This window comes from Isoptericola sp. S6320L (genome assembly GCF_023015685.1).
GTDB classification, from domain to species: domain Bacteria; phylum Actinomycetota; class Actinomycetes; order Actinomycetales; family Cellulomonadaceae; genus Isoptericola; species Isoptericola halotolerans_A.
This window is the reverse complement of record NZ_JALKAT010000001.1, coordinates 73,008-88,811: the sequence shown is the minus strand read 5'-3', so window position 1 is coordinate 88,811 and position 15,804 is coordinate 73,008. Positions and strand designations below refer to the sequence as shown.

At 74.8% G+C, this 15,804-nt stretch carries 18 protein-coding genes; 17 read left to right on the top strand and 1 reads right to left on the bottom strand.

Annotation, left to right across the window (positions count from 1 at the left end):
- The first annotated feature begins 36 nt into the window (after positions 1–36).
- The 11 genes from mihF to MWU57_RS00410 all read left to right on the top strand — a co-directional run bounded on the left by mihF (position 37) and on the right by MWU57_RS00410 (position 11,034).
- Positions 37–348 (top strand): integration host factor, actinobacterial type, encoded by a 312-nt coding sequence (gene mihF / locus MWU57_RS00460; RefSeq protein WP_106269214.1) that lies wholly within the window; start codon positions 37–39, stop codon positions 346–348.
- A gap of 22 nt (positions 349–370) precedes the next feature.
- Positions 371–1,018: a guanylate kinase gene (gmk, locus tag MWU57_RS00455; RefSeq protein ID WP_246906654.1), complete on the top strand. Its 648-nt coding sequence runs from the start codon at positions 371–373 to the stop codon at positions 1,016–1,018.
- A gap of 89 nt (positions 1,019–1,107) precedes the next feature.
- Positions 1,108–1,455 (top strand): DNA-directed RNA polymerase subunit omega, encoded by a 348-nt coding sequence (rpoZ, locus tag MWU57_RS00450; protein WP_106269215.1) that lies wholly within the window; start codon positions 1,108–1,110, stop codon positions 1,453–1,455.
- 22 nt (positions 1,456–1,477) lie between these two features.
- A complete protein-coding gene (gene coaBC / locus MWU57_RS00445; RefSeq protein WP_246906652.1) occupies positions 1,478–2,710 on the top strand; it encodes a bifunctional phosphopantothenoylcysteine decarboxylase/phosphopantothenate--cysteine ligase CoaBC in 1,233 nt (410 codons plus the stop codon).
- 74 nt (positions 2,711–2,784) lie between these two features.
- Positions 2,785–3,993 carry a methionine adenosyltransferase gene (metK, locus tag MWU57_RS00440; RefSeq protein ID WP_106269217.1) on the top strand — a complete coding sequence of 403 codons (1,209 nt, stop codon included), beginning with the start codon at positions 2,785–2,787 and terminating at the stop codon, positions 3,991–3,993.
- Positions 3,994–4,072: 79 nt separating this feature from the next.
- Positions 4,073–6,256: a primosomal protein N' gene (locus MWU57_RS00435; RefSeq protein ID WP_246906841.1), complete on the top strand. Its 2,184-nt coding sequence runs from the start codon at positions 4,073–4,075 to the stop codon at positions 6,254–6,256.
- Complete coding sequence (locus MWU57_RS00430) at positions 6,256–6,903, top strand: HAD family phosphatase (protein ID WP_246906650.1); 648 nt, start codon at positions 6,256–6,258, stop codon at positions 6,901–6,903. The genes MWU57_RS00435 and MWU57_RS00430 overlap by 1 nt, the downstream gene beginning before the upstream one ends.
- A 9-nt stretch (positions 6,904–6,912) precedes the next feature.
- Positions 6,913–7,875, top strand: coding sequence for a methionyl-tRNA formyltransferase (gene fmt, locus MWU57_RS00425; protein WP_246906648.1), 963 nt, complete (start codon positions 6,913–6,915; stop codon positions 7,873–7,875).
- The gene (locus MWU57_RS00420; RefSeq protein WP_246906646.1) at positions 7,872–9,407 is read left to right on the top strand and encodes an RsmB/NOP family class I SAM-dependent RNA methyltransferase; all 1,536 of its coding nucleotides are present in this window, start codon (positions 7,872–7,874) and stop codon (positions 9,405–9,407) included. Before fmt ends, MWU57_RS00420 begins: the two co-directional genes overlap by 4 nt.
- Before the next feature lie 120 nt (positions 9,408–9,527).
- Complete coding sequence (locus MWU57_RS00415) at positions 9,528–9,767, top strand: helix-turn-helix transcriptional regulator (protein WP_246906644.1); 240 nt, start codon at positions 9,528–9,530, stop codon at positions 9,765–9,767.
- On the top strand, positions 9,754–11,034 hold the full coding sequence (locus tag MWU57_RS00410) for a type II toxin-antitoxin system HipA family toxin (RefSeq protein WP_246906643.1): 1,281 nt from the start codon (positions 9,754–9,756) through the stop codon (positions 11,032–11,034). The genes MWU57_RS00415 and MWU57_RS00410 overlap by 14 nt, the downstream gene beginning before the upstream one ends.
- A gap of 4 nt (positions 11,035–11,038) precedes the next feature.
- Here the strand turns inward: MWU57_RS00410 and MWU57_RS00405 are convergent, their stop codons facing one another.
- On the bottom strand, positions 11,039–11,557 hold the full coding sequence (locus MWU57_RS00405; protein ID WP_246906641.1) for a GNAT family N-acetyltransferase: 519 nt from the start codon (positions 11,555–11,557) through the stop codon (positions 11,039–11,041).
- Positions 11,558–11,680: 123 nt separating this feature from the next.
- On the opposite strand from MWU57_RS00405, the gene MWU57_RS00400 reads away from it, so the two are divergent.
- The 6 genes from MWU57_RS00400 to MWU57_RS00375 all read left to right on the top strand — a co-directional run bounded on the left by MWU57_RS00400 (position 11,681) and on the right by MWU57_RS00375 (position 15,798).
- On the top strand, positions 11,681–12,088 hold the full coding sequence (locus tag MWU57_RS00400) for a YciI family protein (protein WP_106269224.1): 408 nt from the start codon (positions 11,681–11,683) through the stop codon (positions 12,086–12,088).
- A 4-nt stretch (positions 12,089–12,092) separates the two neighbouring features.
- Positions 12,093–13,253, top strand: a complete 1,161-nt coding sequence (locus MWU57_RS00395) for an RNA polymerase sigma factor (protein ID WP_246906639.1) — start codon at positions 12,093–12,095, stop codon at positions 13,251–13,253.
- A gap of 54 nt (positions 13,254–13,307) precedes the next feature.
- Positions 13,308–13,970 (top strand): ribulose-phosphate 3-epimerase, encoded by a 663-nt coding sequence (rpe, locus tag MWU57_RS00390; protein ID WP_106269226.1) that lies wholly within the window; start codon positions 13,308–13,310, stop codon positions 13,968–13,970.
- 158 nt (positions 13,971–14,128) lie between these two features.
- The gene (locus MWU57_RS00385) at positions 14,129–14,392 is read left to right on the top strand and encodes a phosphoribosyl-ATP diphosphatase (RefSeq protein ID WP_106269227.1); all 264 of its coding nucleotides are present in this window, start codon (positions 14,129–14,131) and stop codon (positions 14,390–14,392) included.
- Between the two features lie 95 nt (positions 14,393–14,487).
- Positions 14,488–15,336: an ATP phosphoribosyltransferase gene (gene hisG, locus MWU57_RS00380; RefSeq protein WP_106269228.1), complete on the top strand. Its 849-nt coding sequence runs from the start codon at positions 14,488–14,490 to the stop codon at positions 15,334–15,336.
- 3 nt (positions 15,337–15,339) lie between these two features.
- Complete coding sequence (locus MWU57_RS00375) at positions 15,340–15,798, top strand: PH domain-containing protein (RefSeq protein WP_246906637.1); 459 nt, start codon at positions 15,340–15,342, stop codon at positions 15,796–15,798.
- Positions 15,799–15,804: the final 6 nt, after the last annotated feature.

The following is a 15,804-nucleotide window of genomic DNA, read 5'->3' as shown; positions in this document are numbered from 1 at the left end:
GTACGTCCTGTCGGTTCGATTGAGTAGGTGACTTGCGTGGCCCTTCCTCCACTCACGCCGGAACAGCGTGCGGCGGCCCTCGAGAAGGCGGCCGAGGCGCGACGCATCCGGGCGGAGATCAAGAACCGTCTGAAGTACTCCCAGGGCTCGCTCCGGGAGGTGATCGAGCAGGGCCAGGCGGACGACGTCGTGGGCAAGCTCAAGGTCGTCTCGCTGCTCGAGTCGCTGCCGGGAGTCGGTAAGGTGAAGGCCCGGGCGATCATGGAAGAGATCGGGATCGCCGAGACCCGCCGTGTCCGTGGCCTCGGGCCGCACCAGGCCCAGGCGCTCATCGAGAGGTTTGGCTGAGATTTCCGCATCACCTGCCGGCGTGCCGGCTCCACCAGACGCCGTGCCCGACGACGACGTCCCGCGGGGACCCGCACGGCTGACCGTGCTGGCCGGACCCACGGCCGTCGGCAAGGGCACCGTCTCGGCCGACATCCGCGCACGCTACCCGCAGGTGTGGCTGTCGGTGTCGGCCACGACCCGGCCACCACGGCCGGGCGAGGTCCACGGCGTGCACTACCTCTTCGTCACCCCCGAGGAGTTCGACCGGATGGTCGCTGCCGGGGAGATGCTGGAGTGGGCCGTGGTGCACGGGCGTCACCGGTACGGGACGCCGCGCGGCCCGGTGGCCGAGCACCTGGCCGCCGGGCGCCCGACCTTGCTCGAGATCGACCTGCAGGGCGCCCGGCAGGTGCGCGACGCAGTGCGCGCCGCGGGCCTCGACGCGCAGTTCGTGTTCCTGGCCCCGCCGAGCCACGAGGAGCTGGTGCGGCGGCTGGTGGGGCGCGGCACGGAGAGCGAGGCCGAGCGGGAGCGCCGCCTGGCCACGGCCGCGGTGGAGATGGCGGCCGAGCCGGAGTTCGACGTGACGATCGTCAACGACGACGTCACCCGGGCCACGGACGACCTCGCGCGGCTGCTGGGCGTGCGTGCGCAGGGTGGCGCCCCTGCGGCCTCCCGGTCTGCTTGATCGCGACCGGTAGACTGGTCGCAGACCTTCCCCTCTGAACTGCCGGTGGCCCTCGCCACCGGTCCGTACGTCTGCTTGGAGCGACACTCATGGCCGGAACCGTGCCCCAGCCCATCGGCATCACCGACCCGCCGATCGACGACCTGCTCGCGCACAGCGAGTCCAAGTACGGCCTCGTGCTGTACGCCTCGAAGCGCGCCCGTCAGATCAACGCGTACTACGCGCAGCTCAACGAGGGCCTGCTGGAGAACGTCGGCCCCCTGGTCGACACCCGCGTGCAGGAGAAGCCCCTGTCGATCGCGATGCGCGAGATCAACCAGGGCCTGCTCACGGCGGAGCCCGCCGAGCCGGCTCCCGAGCAGCCGGCCACGCCGCTGGTCCCCGAGGGCGTCGAGGTCGTGGACTCCGACCAGGCCGCCGGCGACGAGATCGTCTGACCCGGAACCCGGGTTCGCCGCGATGAGGATCCTGCTCGGAGTCAGCGGCGGCATCGCCGCGTACAAGGCCGTGCTGCTGCTGCGGCTGCTGCGCGAGCAGGGGCACGCGGTGCGGGTGGTGCCGACGGCGGCCGCGCTGCGGTTCGTCGGCGCGCCCACCTTCGAGGCGCTGTCGGGCGAGCCCGTGAGCACCGAGGTGTTCGACGACGTGCCCGGCGTCCAGCACGTGGCGCTCGGTCAGGAGGCCGACCTGGTGGTCGTGGCGCCGGCCACCGCGGACCTGCTGGCCCGGGCCGCGGGCGGCCGCGCGGACGATCTGCTCACCTCCACGCTGCTGGTCGCACGCTGCCCGGTCGTGATGGCCCCGGCGATGCACACCGAGATGTGGGAGCACCCGGCCACGCGGGCCAACGTCGAGACGCTGCGTGCCCGCGGCGTGCACGTCGTGGAGCCCGCCAGCGGACGGCTGACCGGTGCGGACACCGGCGCGGGCAGGCTGCCCGAGCCCGAGGACATCGCCCGCGTCGCGCTCGAGGCGGCGGCCGGTGCGGCCGGGCCCGTGCCGCGCGACCTGGCCGACCGGCACGTCGTCGTCTCGGCGGGTGGTACCCGCGAGCCGATCGACCCGGTGCGCTTCATCGGCAACCGGTCCAGCGGCCGCCAGGGGGTCGCGCTCGCCGCGGCCGCCGCGGCCCGGGGCGCCCAGGTGACGCTGGTGGCCGCGAACCTCGCCGCGGACCTGACCGAGCCGCTGGCGGCGGCAGGCGCTGCGGTGGTCGCGGTGGCCTCGACGGCCGAGCTGCGGCAGGCCGTCCGGTCCGCCGCCGAGCGCGCCGACGTCGTCGTCATGGCAGCGGCCGTCGCGGACTTCCGTCCGGCGGCCCCGCCGACGGCGAAGATCAAGAAGGTCGCGGGTGCGGCGCCCGCACCGATCGAGCTGGTGGAGAACCCGGACGTGCTGGCCGAGCTGGCCGCGGACCGGCTGCGGCCGGGCCAGGTGGTGGTGGGCTTCGCGGCGGAGACCGGCGACGACGGCGCCTCGGTGCTCGACCACGGTCGGGCCAAGGCGCGCCGCAAGGGTGCCGACCTGCTGGCCGTGAACGCCGTCGGGGAGAATCTGGGGTTTGGCACGGACGTCAACGAGGTGACGGTGCTGGACGCGCGCGGCGAGACGGTGACCTCGGTCGCCGGGTCCAAGCGTGAGGTCGCGGACGGCTTGTGGGACGCCGTGGCCAAGATTCTTCCCAGCATGTGAGACGTTCTCATCAAGTGAGACGTTTTTGCCGGTCGGCGCTGGGCGAGCGGCGGCGGGGGACGTAGGCTGACCGCATGAGCGATGCGCTGCGCCTGTTCACGTCAGAGTCCGTGACCGAGGGCCACCCGGACAAGGTGTGCGACCAGATCTCCGACGCCATCCTGGACGCGCTCATCGCGCAGGACCCTCGCTCGCGGGTCGCGGTGGAGACCATGGTCACCACGGGGCTGGTCCACGTCGCCGGCGAGGTGACCACCGAGGCGTACGTCGAGATCCCGCAGATCGTGCGCGAGGTGGTGCGCGGCATCGGCTACACCTCGTCCGCCATCGGCTTCGACGGCGACTCGTGCGGCGTGTCCGTGTCGATCGGCCAGCAGTCGCCGGACATCGCCCAGGGTGTCGACACCGCGCTCGAGCGCCGCACCGGCGGCGCCGCCGAGGAGGACCTGCTGGACGCGCAGGGCGCGGGCGACCAGGGGCTCATGTTCGGGTACGCCACCGACGAGACGCCGTCGCTGATGCCGCTGCCCATCTGGCTGGCGCACCGCCTGGCCGAGCGCCTCGCCGAGGTCCGCAAGTCGGGTGCGGTGGCGGGCCTGCGACCGGACGGCAAGACGCAGGTGACGGTCGGCTACGACGGCGACCGCCCGGTGCGTCTGGACACGGTGGTGCTGTCGACGCAGCACGACGCGGACGTCGAGCAGGACAAGCTCTACCGGGAGGTCGCCGACCACGTGATCGACCCGGTGGTCGACGAGGTGGCCGCGTCGGTCGGCCTGGAGACCGCCGACGTGCGGCTCATCGTGAACCCGACGGGCAAGTTCGTCGTCGGCGGGCCGCAGGGCGACGCCGGCCTGACCGGTCGCAAGATCATCGTCGACACCTACGGCGGGATGTCCCGGCACGGCGGCGGGGCGTTCTCCGGCAAGGACCCCTCGAAGGTCGACCGCTCGGCCGCGTACGCGATGCGCTGGGTGGCCAAGAACGTCGTGGCCGCCGGCCTGGCGCGGCGCTGCGAGGTGCAGGTGGCCTACGCGATCGGCAAGGCGCACCCGGTCGGGCTGTACATCGAGACGTTCGGCACCGAGACGGTGGCGCCCGAGCGCATCAGCGCGGCCATCCGCGAGGTGTTCGACCTGCGCCCGGCGGCGATCGTGCGGGACCTGGACCTGCTGCGCCCCGTCTACGCCACCACGGCCGCCTACGGGCACTTCGGTCGCGAGCTCGACGGTTTCACCTGGGAGCGTACCGACCGGGTCGACGCGCTGCGCGCGGCGGTGTGAGCCGCACCCGAGGCTGCTCGCCGCTCGCGCACGTGCCGGCGGGCGCGTCGGTACCGCATGGTTGCATGGTGTCGTGACGATCTCTGACGAGCCCGAGCAGCCCGCGCTGCTCGGGCTCGACGACGTCCCAGCGGCCCCGGCGCCGCGCCGGCGCGGCCGGACGAAGGCACCGGTGGGACCGGCCGCCGTGGACCCGGTGGCGCGGGTGGTGCTCGACCTCGCCCCGGCGCACCTGGATCGTGAGTTCGACTACCTGGTGCCCGCCCCGCTGGCCGACGAGGCCGTCGCGGGGGTCCGGGTGCGGGCGCGGTTCGGCCCGCAGGAGGTGAGCGGCTACGTCGTGGCGCGCGCCGCGGCGTCCGACCACGACGGCCGGCTGGTGGCTCTCAAGCGGGTCGTCTCGCCGGACCCCGTGCTGGGCCCGGAGGTGCTCGCGCTGGCACGCCGGGTGGCCGAGCGGTACGCGGGCACGCTGTCCGACGTGCTGCGCCTCGCCGTGCCGCCGCGGCACGCCCGCGTCGAGGCCGAGGTGCTGGCCGCCCTCGCCGAGCAGGGGGACGGCGTGGACGACGTGCCACGGCCCGCGCCCCCTGCGCCGCCCGAGGGCCAGGGCTGGGACGGCGCGTGGGCGCCGTACCGGGGCGGGGACGCCTTCTGCCGCCGGGTGCTCGCCGGGCAGGCTCCACGGGCCGTGTGGACGCCGCTGCCAGGCTTGGAGACCAGCCCCGGGACCGGCCCCGGGACTGCCCCCGGGACGGCGCACGCCGATCCGACCCTCGCCGAGCCGGCGCGCACGCCGCACTGGGCGGCGGCCGTCGCCCAGGCCGTGCGTGCGGCGCTGGCGGGCGGCCGCCGGGCCCTCGTCGTGGCACCCGACGCCCGGGACGTCGACCGGGTGTGCGCCGCGCTGGGTGCCGCCGGGGTGACGGGTGCGGTGCGTCTGCAGGCGGACGACGGTCCCGCACCCCGCTACCGGGCGTTCCTGCGCGCCCGGCACGGCCTGGCGGACGTGGTGGTCGGCACGCGCGCGGCGATGTTCGCGCCCGTGCCGGACCTCGGGCTCGTGGTGCTGTGGGGCGACGGCGAGGAGACGCTCGCCGAGCCCCATGCGCCGTACCCGCACGCCCGGGAGGTCCTGGCGCTGCGCAGCGAGCTGCAGCAGGCGGCGTTCCTGCTCGGCTCGCCCGGCCGGACGGTCCAGGCGCAGGCCCTGCTCGCGCGCGGCTGGGCGCAGGAGATCGGCGCACCCCGCGACGTCGTGCGGGCCCGGGCGCCGCGGGTGCGTGCGCTGACCTCGGTAGAGCTCGCCCGCGAGGGCGCCGGTGCGGCCGCGCGGCTGCCGAGCGCGGCCTGGCGCGCCGCCCGCGACGCCCTCGCCCACGGGCCGGTGCTCGTCCAGGTGCCGCGCACCGGCTACCTGCCGGTGGTGGCGTGCGCCCGGTGCCGCACCGCGGCGCGCTGCGCCCACTGCCACGGCCCGCTGGGGCTGCGCGGTGCGAGCGCGACGCCGCAGTGCACGTGGTGCGCCCGCCTCGCCGGCGGGTGGCGCTGCGGCGAGTGCGGGCACGACCGGGTGCGGGCCGTGCGGGTCGGCTCCGAACGCACCGCCGAGGAGCTGGGCCGTGCCTTCCCCGGCGTACCCGTGCGGGTCTCGGCCTCCTCGGCGCCCGGCGGCGTGCTCGACCACGTCGACGCGACGCCCGCGCTCGTGGTGGCGACACCGGGTGCCGAGCCCGTGGCCGACGCCGGCTACGCGGCCGCGCTGCTGCTCGACGCCGCGGTGGCCACGGCGGGCACCGGCCTGGCCACGGCGACCGAGGCGGCCCACCGCTGGCTCGCGGCCGCGAGCCTGGTGCGGCCCGCCCCGCAGGGTCAGGTCCTGCTGGTGGGGGACGCCGCGCCCGCGCCCACCAGCGCGCTGGTGCGCTTCGACGCGCCAGTCCTGGCGGAACGCGAGCTGGACGAACGGCGCGAGCTCGACCTGCCGCCGGCCGTGCGCGTCGCCGCCGTCACCGGACAGGTCGACGCCGTGCGCGCCGTCGTCGGCCGCGTCGATCTCGCCACGCCCGACGCCGTGCTCGGCCCGGTCGACCTGCCGGGTGACGGCAGCCGCCTCGACGCGGCCGTCCGGGTCGTCGTGCGCGTCCCGCTCGCCGAGGGCACCGAGCTCGCCCGCCAGCTGCGCGCCTCGATGGCCGTGCGTGCCGCCCGCCGTGAGGGCGGCACGGTCCGTGTCCAGCTCGACCCCGCGGAGATGCTCTGATGACGCCCGACCCCCTGCCCGCCGACGGCCACGCACCGATCGACGCCGTGATCTACGACCTCGGCAACGTCCTGGTCGGCTGGGACCCCTACGGAGCCTTCGACGGACTGGACCGGGCTGACGTCGACGCCTGGATGGCAGAGGTCGACTTCGCCGCGTTCAACCTCGCCCAGGACGCCGGGCGCACGTGGACCGAGGCCGTCGCCCACCTGGAGGCCACCCGCCCCCACCTCGCCGCCTATGCCGAGCGCTACCGCACCGCCTACCCGGGCACCCTCACCGGACCGGTGCCCGGTTCGGCCGCGCTCGTCGACGAGCTCGCGTCGGCAGGAGTGCGCCTGTACGGGCTGACGAACTGGGCCGCCGACACCTTCCACCACGCCGTGCCCGCCGCACCCGCCATCGGCCGCCTGCGCGACGTCGTCGTCTCCGGCCGGGTCCACCTCGCCAAGCCCGACCCGGCGATCTTCCGCCTCGCCGCCGCGCGCTTCGCCGTCGAACCCGCCCGCGCGGTGTTCGTCGACGACACCCCGCGCAACGTCGAGGCCGCCCGCGCGGTGGGGTTCCGGGCCGTGCACTTCACCGGGACGGGCGCGCTACGGGCGGCGCTCGCGGACCTCGGCGTACCGGTACGATGCCGGCCCTAGACTTGCACGGTGCGTCTGCTCTTCGCCGGAACCCCGGAACCCGCCGTCCCCGCGCTGCGTGCGCTGATCGACTCCGAGCACGAGGTGGTCGCCGTCCTGACGCGAGCCGACGCCCGGGCCGGACGCGGTCGGCGCCTGGCGCCCAGCCCCGTGCGCGTCGCCGCCGAGGACGCCGGCATCCCGGTGATCACCGACGCCCCCCGCGGCGAGGAGTTCGTCGAGCGCCTGCGTGACCTCGAGATCGACGCCGCACCCGTGGTGGCCTACGGGCACCTGCTGCGCGCCGACGTCCTGGCCGTGCCGCGCCTGGGGTGGGTCAACCTGCACTTCTCGGTGCTGCCCGCGTGGCGCGGCGCCGCTCCGGTGCAGCACGCGATCCTCGCCGGGGACGAGGTGACCGGCGCCACCACCTTCCTGCTCGACGAGGGCATGGACACCGGGCCGGTCCTCGGTACGGCCACCGAGACGATCCGCCCCCGGGACACGTCCGGCGACCTGCTCGGCCGCCTCGCGGTCTCCGGCGCCCAGCTGCTCGTGGCGAGCCTGGACGCGCTGGGCGCGGGCCGCCTCGCACCGCAGCCGCAACCCGCCGAGGGCGCCTCGCTCGCCCCCAAGATCACCCGCGAGGACGCCCTGGTGCGCTGGGACGACCCGGCGCTCGCGGTCGACCGGCGCATCCGTGCCGTCACGCCCGCACCCGGGGCGTGGACCACCCTGCCGGCCGCCGACGACGCGACGCCCCCGCCGCGACTCGGCGTCGGGCCCGTGCGGATGCGGCCCGAGGTCACCGACCTGGACCCGGGCCGTCTGCGGGCCACCAAGGCCGAGGTGCTGGTGGGCACCGCCACCCACGCCGTCGCGCTCGGCGACGTGCAGCCCGTCGGCAAGAAGCCGATGCCGGCCGCCGACTGGGCGCGCGGTGCCGGTCGCGCCGTGCTCGACGCCGACGCACCCCTGGGAGGGACCCGATGAACGCCGACCAGCGCGACGACCGGCGGGACGCACGGGGGCGCCAGCGTGGCGCCGCCCGGTCCCGCGGTCAGGGGCACCGCACCTCCCAGGCGCCCTCGCAGCGCCGGCGGGCCACCGACCCGGCCCGCACCGCGGCGTACGACGTGCTGCGCGAGGTCGACGCCTCGGACGCCTACGCCAACCTCGTGCTGCCGCCGCTGCTGCGCGAACGGGGCATCACCGGCCGCGACGCCGCGTTCGCCACGGAGCTCGCCTACGGCACCCTGCGCCTGCAGGGCCGCTACGACGCGATCCTCGCCCGCTGCGTCAGCCGCCCCCTGGACCAGCTCGACCCCGAGGTCCTCGACGTGCTGCGCCTGGGCGCCCACCAGGTCCTCGGCATGCGGGTGCCCGCCCACGCCGCCGTCTCCGAGACCGTCGGCCTGTGCCGCGACCGCGTGGGGGCCGGGCCCGCCCAGATGGTCAACGCCGTGCTGCGGGCCGTGGGACGCACCAGCCTCGACGACTGGCTGGACCGCATCCGCGCCGAGGCGCCGGACGAGACCACCGCGCTCGCGCTGACCGGCTCGCACCCCGTGTGGATCACCCGCGCCCTGCGCGAGGCCCTGCACGGCTCCGGGCGTCCCACCGGCGAGCTCGCCGACCTGCTCGAGGCCGACAACACCGCCCCGCGCGTCACGCTGGTCGTGCGTCCCGGGCTGGTCGAGCCCGACGACCTGACCGCCGACCAGGAGCCAGACGGCGACGTGCGCCTCACGCCGGGACGCTGGGCGCCCACGGCACGGGTGCTCGCCGCCGGGACGGACCCCGCCGCCCTCGGCCCCGTCAGCGACGGACGCGCCGGCGTCCAGGACGAGGGCTCCCAGCTCGTCACCCTGGCCCTGGCCGCCACACCCCTCGAGGGACGCGACGAACGCTGGCTCGACCTGTGCGCCGGCCCGGGCGGCAAGGCCGCCCTGCTCGGGGCGCTCGCGGCCCGGCAGGGCGCACGGCTCGTGGCCAACGAGGTCCAGCCGCACCGGACCCGCCTCGTGCGCCAGGGGCTGCGTGCCGTGCCGCAGGAGGCGGTGGAGGCCGTGCGGACCGGGGACGGGCGCGAGGTCGGCACCGACGAGCCGGGCGCCTACGACCGGGTGCTCGTCGACGCGCCGTGCACCGGCCTGGGCGCGTTGCGGCGTCGGCCCGAGTCCCGGTGGCGCCGCACGCCCGCCGACCTGGGCACGCTGACCGGCCTGCAGACCGAGCTGCTCACCTCCGCGCTGGAGGCCGTGCGGCCCGGGGGAGTGGTGGCGTACGTGACGTGCTCGCCGCACCTGGCCGAGACACGCCTGGTGGTCGAGGACGTGCTGCGCCGCCGCGACGACGTCGAACGCCTCGACGCCCGCGCTGTGGTGCGCGACGTCCTCGTCCCGGGCGCCGAGATCGACCTGGGGGCCGACGACGGCGGAGCAGACGGGCTGGACGTCCAGCTCTGGCCGCACGTGCACGGCACCGACGCGATGCACCTGACGCTCCTGCGACGCCTGGCCTGACCAGGCCTTCTGCCGGGCGATCCGGCGACGTGCAGTGCCAGGAAATCCTTGCCCACCCGGGTACCGTCGGGATAACCTGACACAAGCGAGTGCATGGATATCCTGACTCAAGGAGGCGAGATGCCCCGCTGGACCCGAGCCCGGGGACCGCGCGACCTCGGCCGCTTCGTCCGACAGGCACGCACACGCCGCCATCTCAGCCAGGCGGCGCTCGCGGACGAGCTCGGCCTGACCCGGCAGTACGTCTCCGAGGTCGAGTCCGGCGTCGGGAACCTCTACATCACCCGACTGTTCGAGATCTTCGACGAGCTCGGCATCGACGTGCGCCTGGAGGAACGAGGCGACGATGACGACGTCTGAGCTGGACGCGTGGCTGTACGGCAGCCGCGTCGCGCGGTTCACCGCGCGCGACGCGGGTCGCGCTGCGCCCCGTGTCGATCTCACGTGGGACCGCGACGCTCTGACCCGCTGGGGCTACGGCTCGCGGGTCCTGTCCCACCTGCTCCCGATGGACCCGGACCACGCTCCGCCTCCTGCCCGCGTGACCGCCTGGCTCGACGGGCTGATGCCGGAAGGGCGCGTCCGAGACCACATGGCCATGGACGCCGGGGTCGACCCCGAGGACACGGTGGGCTTCTTCGGTGCCTACGGCGGTGACACCGTGGGCGCGCTGCAGTTCGTGCCGGTCGAGGCCGCACCGCGAGCTGCCGCCGTCGGCGGGCGTCCCCTGGAGGCGGACGACATCGCCACGCTCCTGCACGCGAGCGTCGCCCGCGCGGGCGGGCAGGGACGCAGCCAGCGACTGACCAGCTCGCTGCCGGGTATGGAGCCCAAGATCGGTCTGGTGCGCGCCGGCGAGCACTGGTGGCGGGCGTCGCCGGAGCAGCCGACCACGCACATCCTCAAGGTCGCCCGTGCGGCGGACTCGCCCACCGCCGACCTCGTCGACACCGAGGCGGCGGCGCTCGACCTCGCCCGGCGCATCGGCCTGACCACGATCGACGCGCACGTCGAGACGTTCGCCGACATGCGGTGCATCGTCGTCTCCCGCTACGACCGCGTCCCCGACGACGGCGCACCCGGCGGGCTCCGACGCATCCACCAGGAGGACGCCGCCCAGGCGCTGGGCATCAACACCCGCGACCCGGAGCGCAAGTTCCAGCACGGACGGGCGCTGCCCTCCCTCGTCCGGGTCGCCCAGGTGCTGCGGGACGACGGCGCGCGCCCGGACCCGCTGCTGGCGCTGACCGCGCTCAACCTCGCCGTCGGGAACACCGACGCCCACGCGAAGAACATCTCCTTGCTGCGCCGCGAGGACGGCACCGTGGCGCTGGCCCCGGCCTACGACGTCTCGATGCACCTGCACCACTCCCACGCCTCGCGGATCTTCGCGATGGACGTGGCGGGCGAGCGGGACATGGACGCGATCACGGGGGAGCACCTCGTCGCCGAGGGTGTCTCGTGGGGACTGCCACGGCGCCGCGCCGTGCGGGTCGTGGCGCGCACCCTCGACGACCTCAGGGCGGCGCTGGGCGAGATCGACCGGGACGCCCACCCTGGTGTCCCTGCCGAGGCGTGGCGCACCGTGGTCGAGCGCGCCGAGGTGCTGCGCCGGTCGGTCGACTGACGCCTCAGCGCAGGGAGCGCTGGAGCAGCATCGTGCTGACGCTCCGACCGTGCTTGACGCCCACGTCGCGCAGGACGCCGACCACCTCGAAACCGAGGCGGCGGTGCAGCGGCAGGGAACCGGCCGCGGCAGGATCGTCGGCGACGACGGCGACCACCTCGCGGACCCTGGCCAGCGAGCACGCGTCGAGCAGCGCCGAGAGCAACCGCGTCCCCACCCCGCGGCCCTGGGCCGCGGGGGAGAGGTAGATCGTCGTCTCGACGGTGTGCCGGTAGGCGGCCTTCGGGCGCCACGGAGAGGCGTAGGCGTAGCCGACGACGACGTCGTCGACCTCGGCGACCAGGAACGGCAGACCCCGGTCTCGGAGGTCGTCCAGGCGCACCGCCCAGGCCTCGACGCCGGGGGGCTCCTCGTCGAACGTCACCGCGGTGCGCAGCACGTACGGCTCGAGGATCGCGGCGACGGTGGGCAGGTCGCGAGCGGTGGCGGCACGGACGAGCGGCCGAGGGGCTGGTGTGTCCACGGCGCGAGAGTACCGGTGCCCGGCCAGGATGGGTCGAGGCGGGATGTCGAGAACACGAGCCGGGCTCCGTCCCAGGGATGAGAGCGGCCACGAGGGGCCGTCTCCGCGACGAAGGAGAGCACGATGACCAAGTACCTGCTGCTGAAGCACTACCGGGGCGCGCCGGCCGCCGTCAACGACGTCCCGATGGACCGGTGGACGCCGGAGGAGGTCTCCGCGCACATCCAGTACATGAACGACTTCGCGGCCCGGCTCGAGGGCACGGGCGAGTACGTGGACGGCCAGGCGCTCTCGCCCGAGGGCATGTTCGTGCGGTACGACGGCGAGGGTCGCCCACCGGTCACCGACGGGCCCTTCCCGGAGACCAAGGACCTGATCGCCGGCTGGATGGTGATCGACGTCGAGAACCAGGAGCGGGCGGTCGAGCTGGCCGGGGAGCTGTCCGCGGCGCCCGGTGCGGGCGGACGCCCGATCCACGAGTGGCTCGAGCTCCGGCCGTTCCTGACGGCAGCGCCCACCGTCACGGAGTGACCCGGTGGACGATGCGCTGCTGCGGGCTCTCACGCCCACGGTGATCGGCGTCCTCTGCCGTCGCGGAGCGGACTTCGCGACGGCGGAGGACGCCGTGCAGGAGGCACTGGTCGAGGCCGTGCGCCGGTGGCCGGACGACCCCCCGGAGGACCCGCGCGGGTGGCTGGTCACGGTCGCCTGGCGCAAGTTCCTCGACGTCGCCCGCGCGGACGCGGCCCGCCGGCAGCGGGAAGCTCGGGTGGAGGCGGAACCGTCGCCCGAGCCGGCCGCCTCCGTCGACGACACGCTCCGGCTGTACTTCCTGTGCGCGCACCCGTCCCTGACGCCGTCGTCGGCCGTCGCCCTCACGCTGCGCGCCGTCGGGGGCCTCACGACGCGGCAGATCGCCGAGGCGTACCTCGTGCCGGAGGCGACCATGGCCCAGCGCATCAGCCGGGCCAAACGCACGGTCGCGGGTGTCCGGCTCGACCGGTCCGGCGACGTGGCCACGGTGCTGAAGGTTCTCTACCTCGTCTTCAACGAGGGCTACACCGGCGACGTCGACCTGGCCGCCGAGGCGATCCGACTCACGCGCGAGCTGCGGGACATGTCTCCCCACCCGGAGGTCGCGGGCCTGCTCGCGCTCATGCTGCTCCACCACGCGCGCCGGCCCGCCCGGACCCGTGCCGACGGTGGTCTGGTGCCGCTCGCCGAGCAGGACCGTGGCCGGTGGGACACGGACCTGATCGCGGAGGGCGTCGAGATCCTCCAGGCGGCGCTCGCGCGGGACCGGCTCGGGGAGTTCCAGGCGCAGGCTGCCGTCGCGGCGCTCCATGCCGACGCCCGGACGGTGGGGGAGACCGACTGGGTGCAGATCGTGGAGTGGTACGACGAGCTGCTGCGGCTCACCGACAACCCCGTCGCCCGGCTCAACCGTGCCGTCGCCGTCGGCGAGGCCGACGGACCGCGAGCGGGTCTGGCCGCGCTGGCGCAGCTCGATCCCGGTCTGCCGCGCCACGCCGCGGCGGCCGCGTACCTGCACGAGCGGGACGGAGACCTGGTGACGGCGGCGCGGCTCTACACCGAGGCGGCGCGGGAGGCGACCAACCAGCCCGAGCGCGACCACCTGGTCCGCCAGGCCGCACGGCTCAACTCCGGACGTAGGCAAGAGCGCTGGCCAGGCTGAGCCCGCCGAGCAGGCCGGACGTGCCGATCCCTCGCCGCCTCTAGGCTGGGAGCCATGGCAGCCCTGATCAACCCGAGCATCCTGTCCGCCGACTTCGCGAACCTCGAGCGCGACCTCCAGGCGATCTCGACGGCGGACTCCGCGCACGTCGACGTGATGGACAACCACTTCGTGCCGAACCTGACGCTCGGCCTGCCGGTCTTCGAGCGGCTGGCGCAGGTCTCGCCGGTGCCGCTCGACGGGCACCTCATGATCGACGACCCCGACCGCTGGGCACCCGCCTACGCCGAGGCGGGTGCGGCGTCGGTGACGTTCCACGCCGAGGCGGCCCAGGCTCCTGTGCGGCTCGCACGCGAGCTCCGCAGGCTAGGTGCCCGGGCGGGGGTCGCGCTGCGGCCTGCGACCCCTGTGGAGCCCTTCCTGGACCTGCTGGCGGAGGTGGACCTGATCCTCGTGATGACGGTGGAGCCCGGCTTCGGGGGACAGTCCTTCATCGAGGGGACCCTGCCGAAGATCCGGCGCGCCCGGCAGGCGGTCAGCGAGGCCGGCCTGGACGTGCAGATCCAGGTCGACGGGGGAGTGTCGCGGGACACGATCGAGCGGGCCGCCGACGCCGGGGCGAACGTCTTCGTCGCCGGCTCGGCGGTGTTCGGGGCGGACGACGTCGCGGGTGAGATCGAGGTGCTGCGGGAGATGGCGAACCGGCACACGCACTGAGCGCCGTCGGGAACCGGCCGGCGGACGATCCCTTCTGCGTCACCGATCTGTGCCATCGATAAAAATAGTGTGCCAAGCGCGTACAACACGCTGTGACGTCCGTCCCGAGCACCGGAACAGAGCCCGGACGACCGGGGGTCGCCGTCTAGGCTGGTGGGGTGAAGACCTTCGACTCCCTGTTCGCCGAGCTGTCCGAGAAGTCCCGGACCCGTCCCGCCGGGTCGGGGACCGTGGCTCAGCTGGACGCAGGCGTCCATGCGATCGGCAAGAAGATCGTGGAGGAGGCCGCCGAGGTGTGGATGGCCGCCGAGCACGAGACCGACGAGGCCGCCGCCGAGGAGATCTCGCAGCTGCTGTACCACCTGCAGGTGCTGATGGTCGCCAAGGGACTCACCCTGGAGGACGTGTACGCGCATCTGTGAGCGCCCGGTCCGGTGTCGCCCGCTCGACGCCGGACCGCAGCGCGCGCTCCGGTCCGTACCACCGCCGTCCCGCTCGAACCGAACGAGGTAACCCGTTGCTCCGCATCGCCGTCCCGAACAAGGGCTCGCTCTCCACGCCCGCCACCGACATGCTGCGCGAGGCCGGCTACCGGCAGCGCCGCGACACCCGCGAGCTCGTGCTCACCGACGCCGACAACGGCGTCGAGTTCTTCTTCCTCCGCCCCCGGGACGTCGCCGTCTACGTCGGTGCCGGCACCGTGGACGTGGGCATCACGGGCCGTGACCTGTTGCTCGACTCCGACGCCGACGCCGTCGAGCACCTGCCGCTCGGCTTCGCCGGGTCGACGTTCCGGTTCGCCGCCCCGGCCGGGACGATCGACGACGTCGCCCAGATCGCCGGCAAGCGCGTCGCGTCGTCGTACACCACCCTCGTGCGGACCCACCTGGCACGCCAGGGTGTCGAGCCGGCGGCGATCGTCCACCTCGACGGAGCCGTGGAGAGCTCGGTGCGGCTCGGGGTCGCCGACGTGATCGCCGACGTCGTGGAGACCGGCACCACCCTGCGGGCCGCGGGGCTCGAGGTCTTCGGGGAGCCGATCCTGCGCTCGGAGGCCGTGCTGATCCGCCGGTCGGGCGACGACGTCCCGGCGGGGATCGAGATCCTCACCCGACGCCTGCAGGGCGTCATCACGGCCCGCGAGTACGTGCTGCTGGACTACGACGTGCCGACCGAGCTGCTCGACGCCGCCGTGGCCGTCACGCCGGGTTTCGAGTCGCCGACCGTGTCACCGCTGCACAACGGTCAGTCCGCCGCGGTGCGGTCGATGGTGCGGCGCTCGGAGACCAACCAGGTCATGGACGCGCTCTACGACGTCGGCGCCCGCGGCATCCTCGTCACCCGTATCCACGCCAGCCGCCTGTAAGCCATGGACGACGACGGCACGCGGGACCCGTTCCGGACCTTCCGTCCGTGGTGGACGCGCGTCGCCGTCGTCGTCACCGGCATCTTCGCCGCCGGCGGGAGCGTGGTCGTCGGCCTGTTCGCCCCGCAGGGGGTTCTGCTCGGTCCGGGGACGCGCGTCACGTTCGTGGCCTTCGCGCTCTTCGCGGTGTGGCTGCTCTGGCGCCTGGGCGGCGTGCACGCGCGACCCGACGCCGACGGGCTCACCGTGCGCAACGTGATCAGCAGGCGCCGCGTCGCGTGGCCCGAGATCGTCGCGGTGCGGCTCACGGTGAACGACCCCTGGGTGACCCTGGACCTCGCCGACGGCGGCACGCTGGCCGTCATGGGGATCCAGCGGGCCGACGGCGAGCGGGGGATGGCGGAGGCCCGCCGGCTGCAGGCGTTGGCCCGTCAGCTCGGCGAGGCCCCCGACAGGCCCTGAGCCGCC

Excerpts from the sequence above, each read along its gene's own strand:
- MWU57_RS00400 (WP_106269224.1), top strand. The coding sequence starts at position 11,681 with ATGACCAAGTACCTGCTGCTGAAGCACTACCGGGGCGCGCCGGCCGCC.
- MWU57_RS00430 (WP_246906650.1), top strand. The coding sequence starts at position 6,256 with ATGACGCCCGACCCCCTGCCCGCCGACGGCCACGCACCGATCGACGCC.
- MWU57_RS00420 (WP_246906646.1), top strand. The coding sequence starts at position 7,872 with ATGAACGCCGACCAGCGCGACGACCGGCGGGACGCACGGGGGCGCCAG.
- metK (WP_106269217.1), top strand. The coding sequence starts at position 2,785 with ATGAGCGATGCGCTGCGCCTGTTCACGTCAGAGTCCGTGACCGAGGGC.
- MWU57_RS00410 (WP_246906643.1), top strand. The coding sequence starts at position 9,754 with ATGACGACGTCTGAGCTGGACGCGTGGCTGTACGGCAGCCGCGTCGCG.
- rpe (WP_106269226.1), top strand. The coding sequence starts at position 13,308 with ATGGCAGCCCTGATCAACCCGAGCATCCTGTCCGCCGACTTCGCGAAC.
- coaBC (WP_246906652.1), top strand. The coding sequence starts at position 1,478 with ATGAGGATCCTGCTCGGAGTCAGCGGCGGCATCGCCGCGTACAAGGCC.
- MWU57_RS00415 (WP_246906644.1), top strand. The coding sequence starts at position 9,528 with ATGCCCCGCTGGACCCGAGCCCGGGGACCGCGCGACCTCGGCCGCTTC.
- rpoZ (WP_106269215.1), top strand. The coding sequence starts at position 1,108 with ATGGCCGGAACCGTGCCCCAGCCCATCGGCATCACCGACCCGCCGATC.
- MWU57_RS00375 (WP_246906637.1), top strand. The coding sequence starts at position 15,340 with ATGGACGACGACGGCACGCGGGACCCGTTCCGGACCTTCCGTCCGTGG.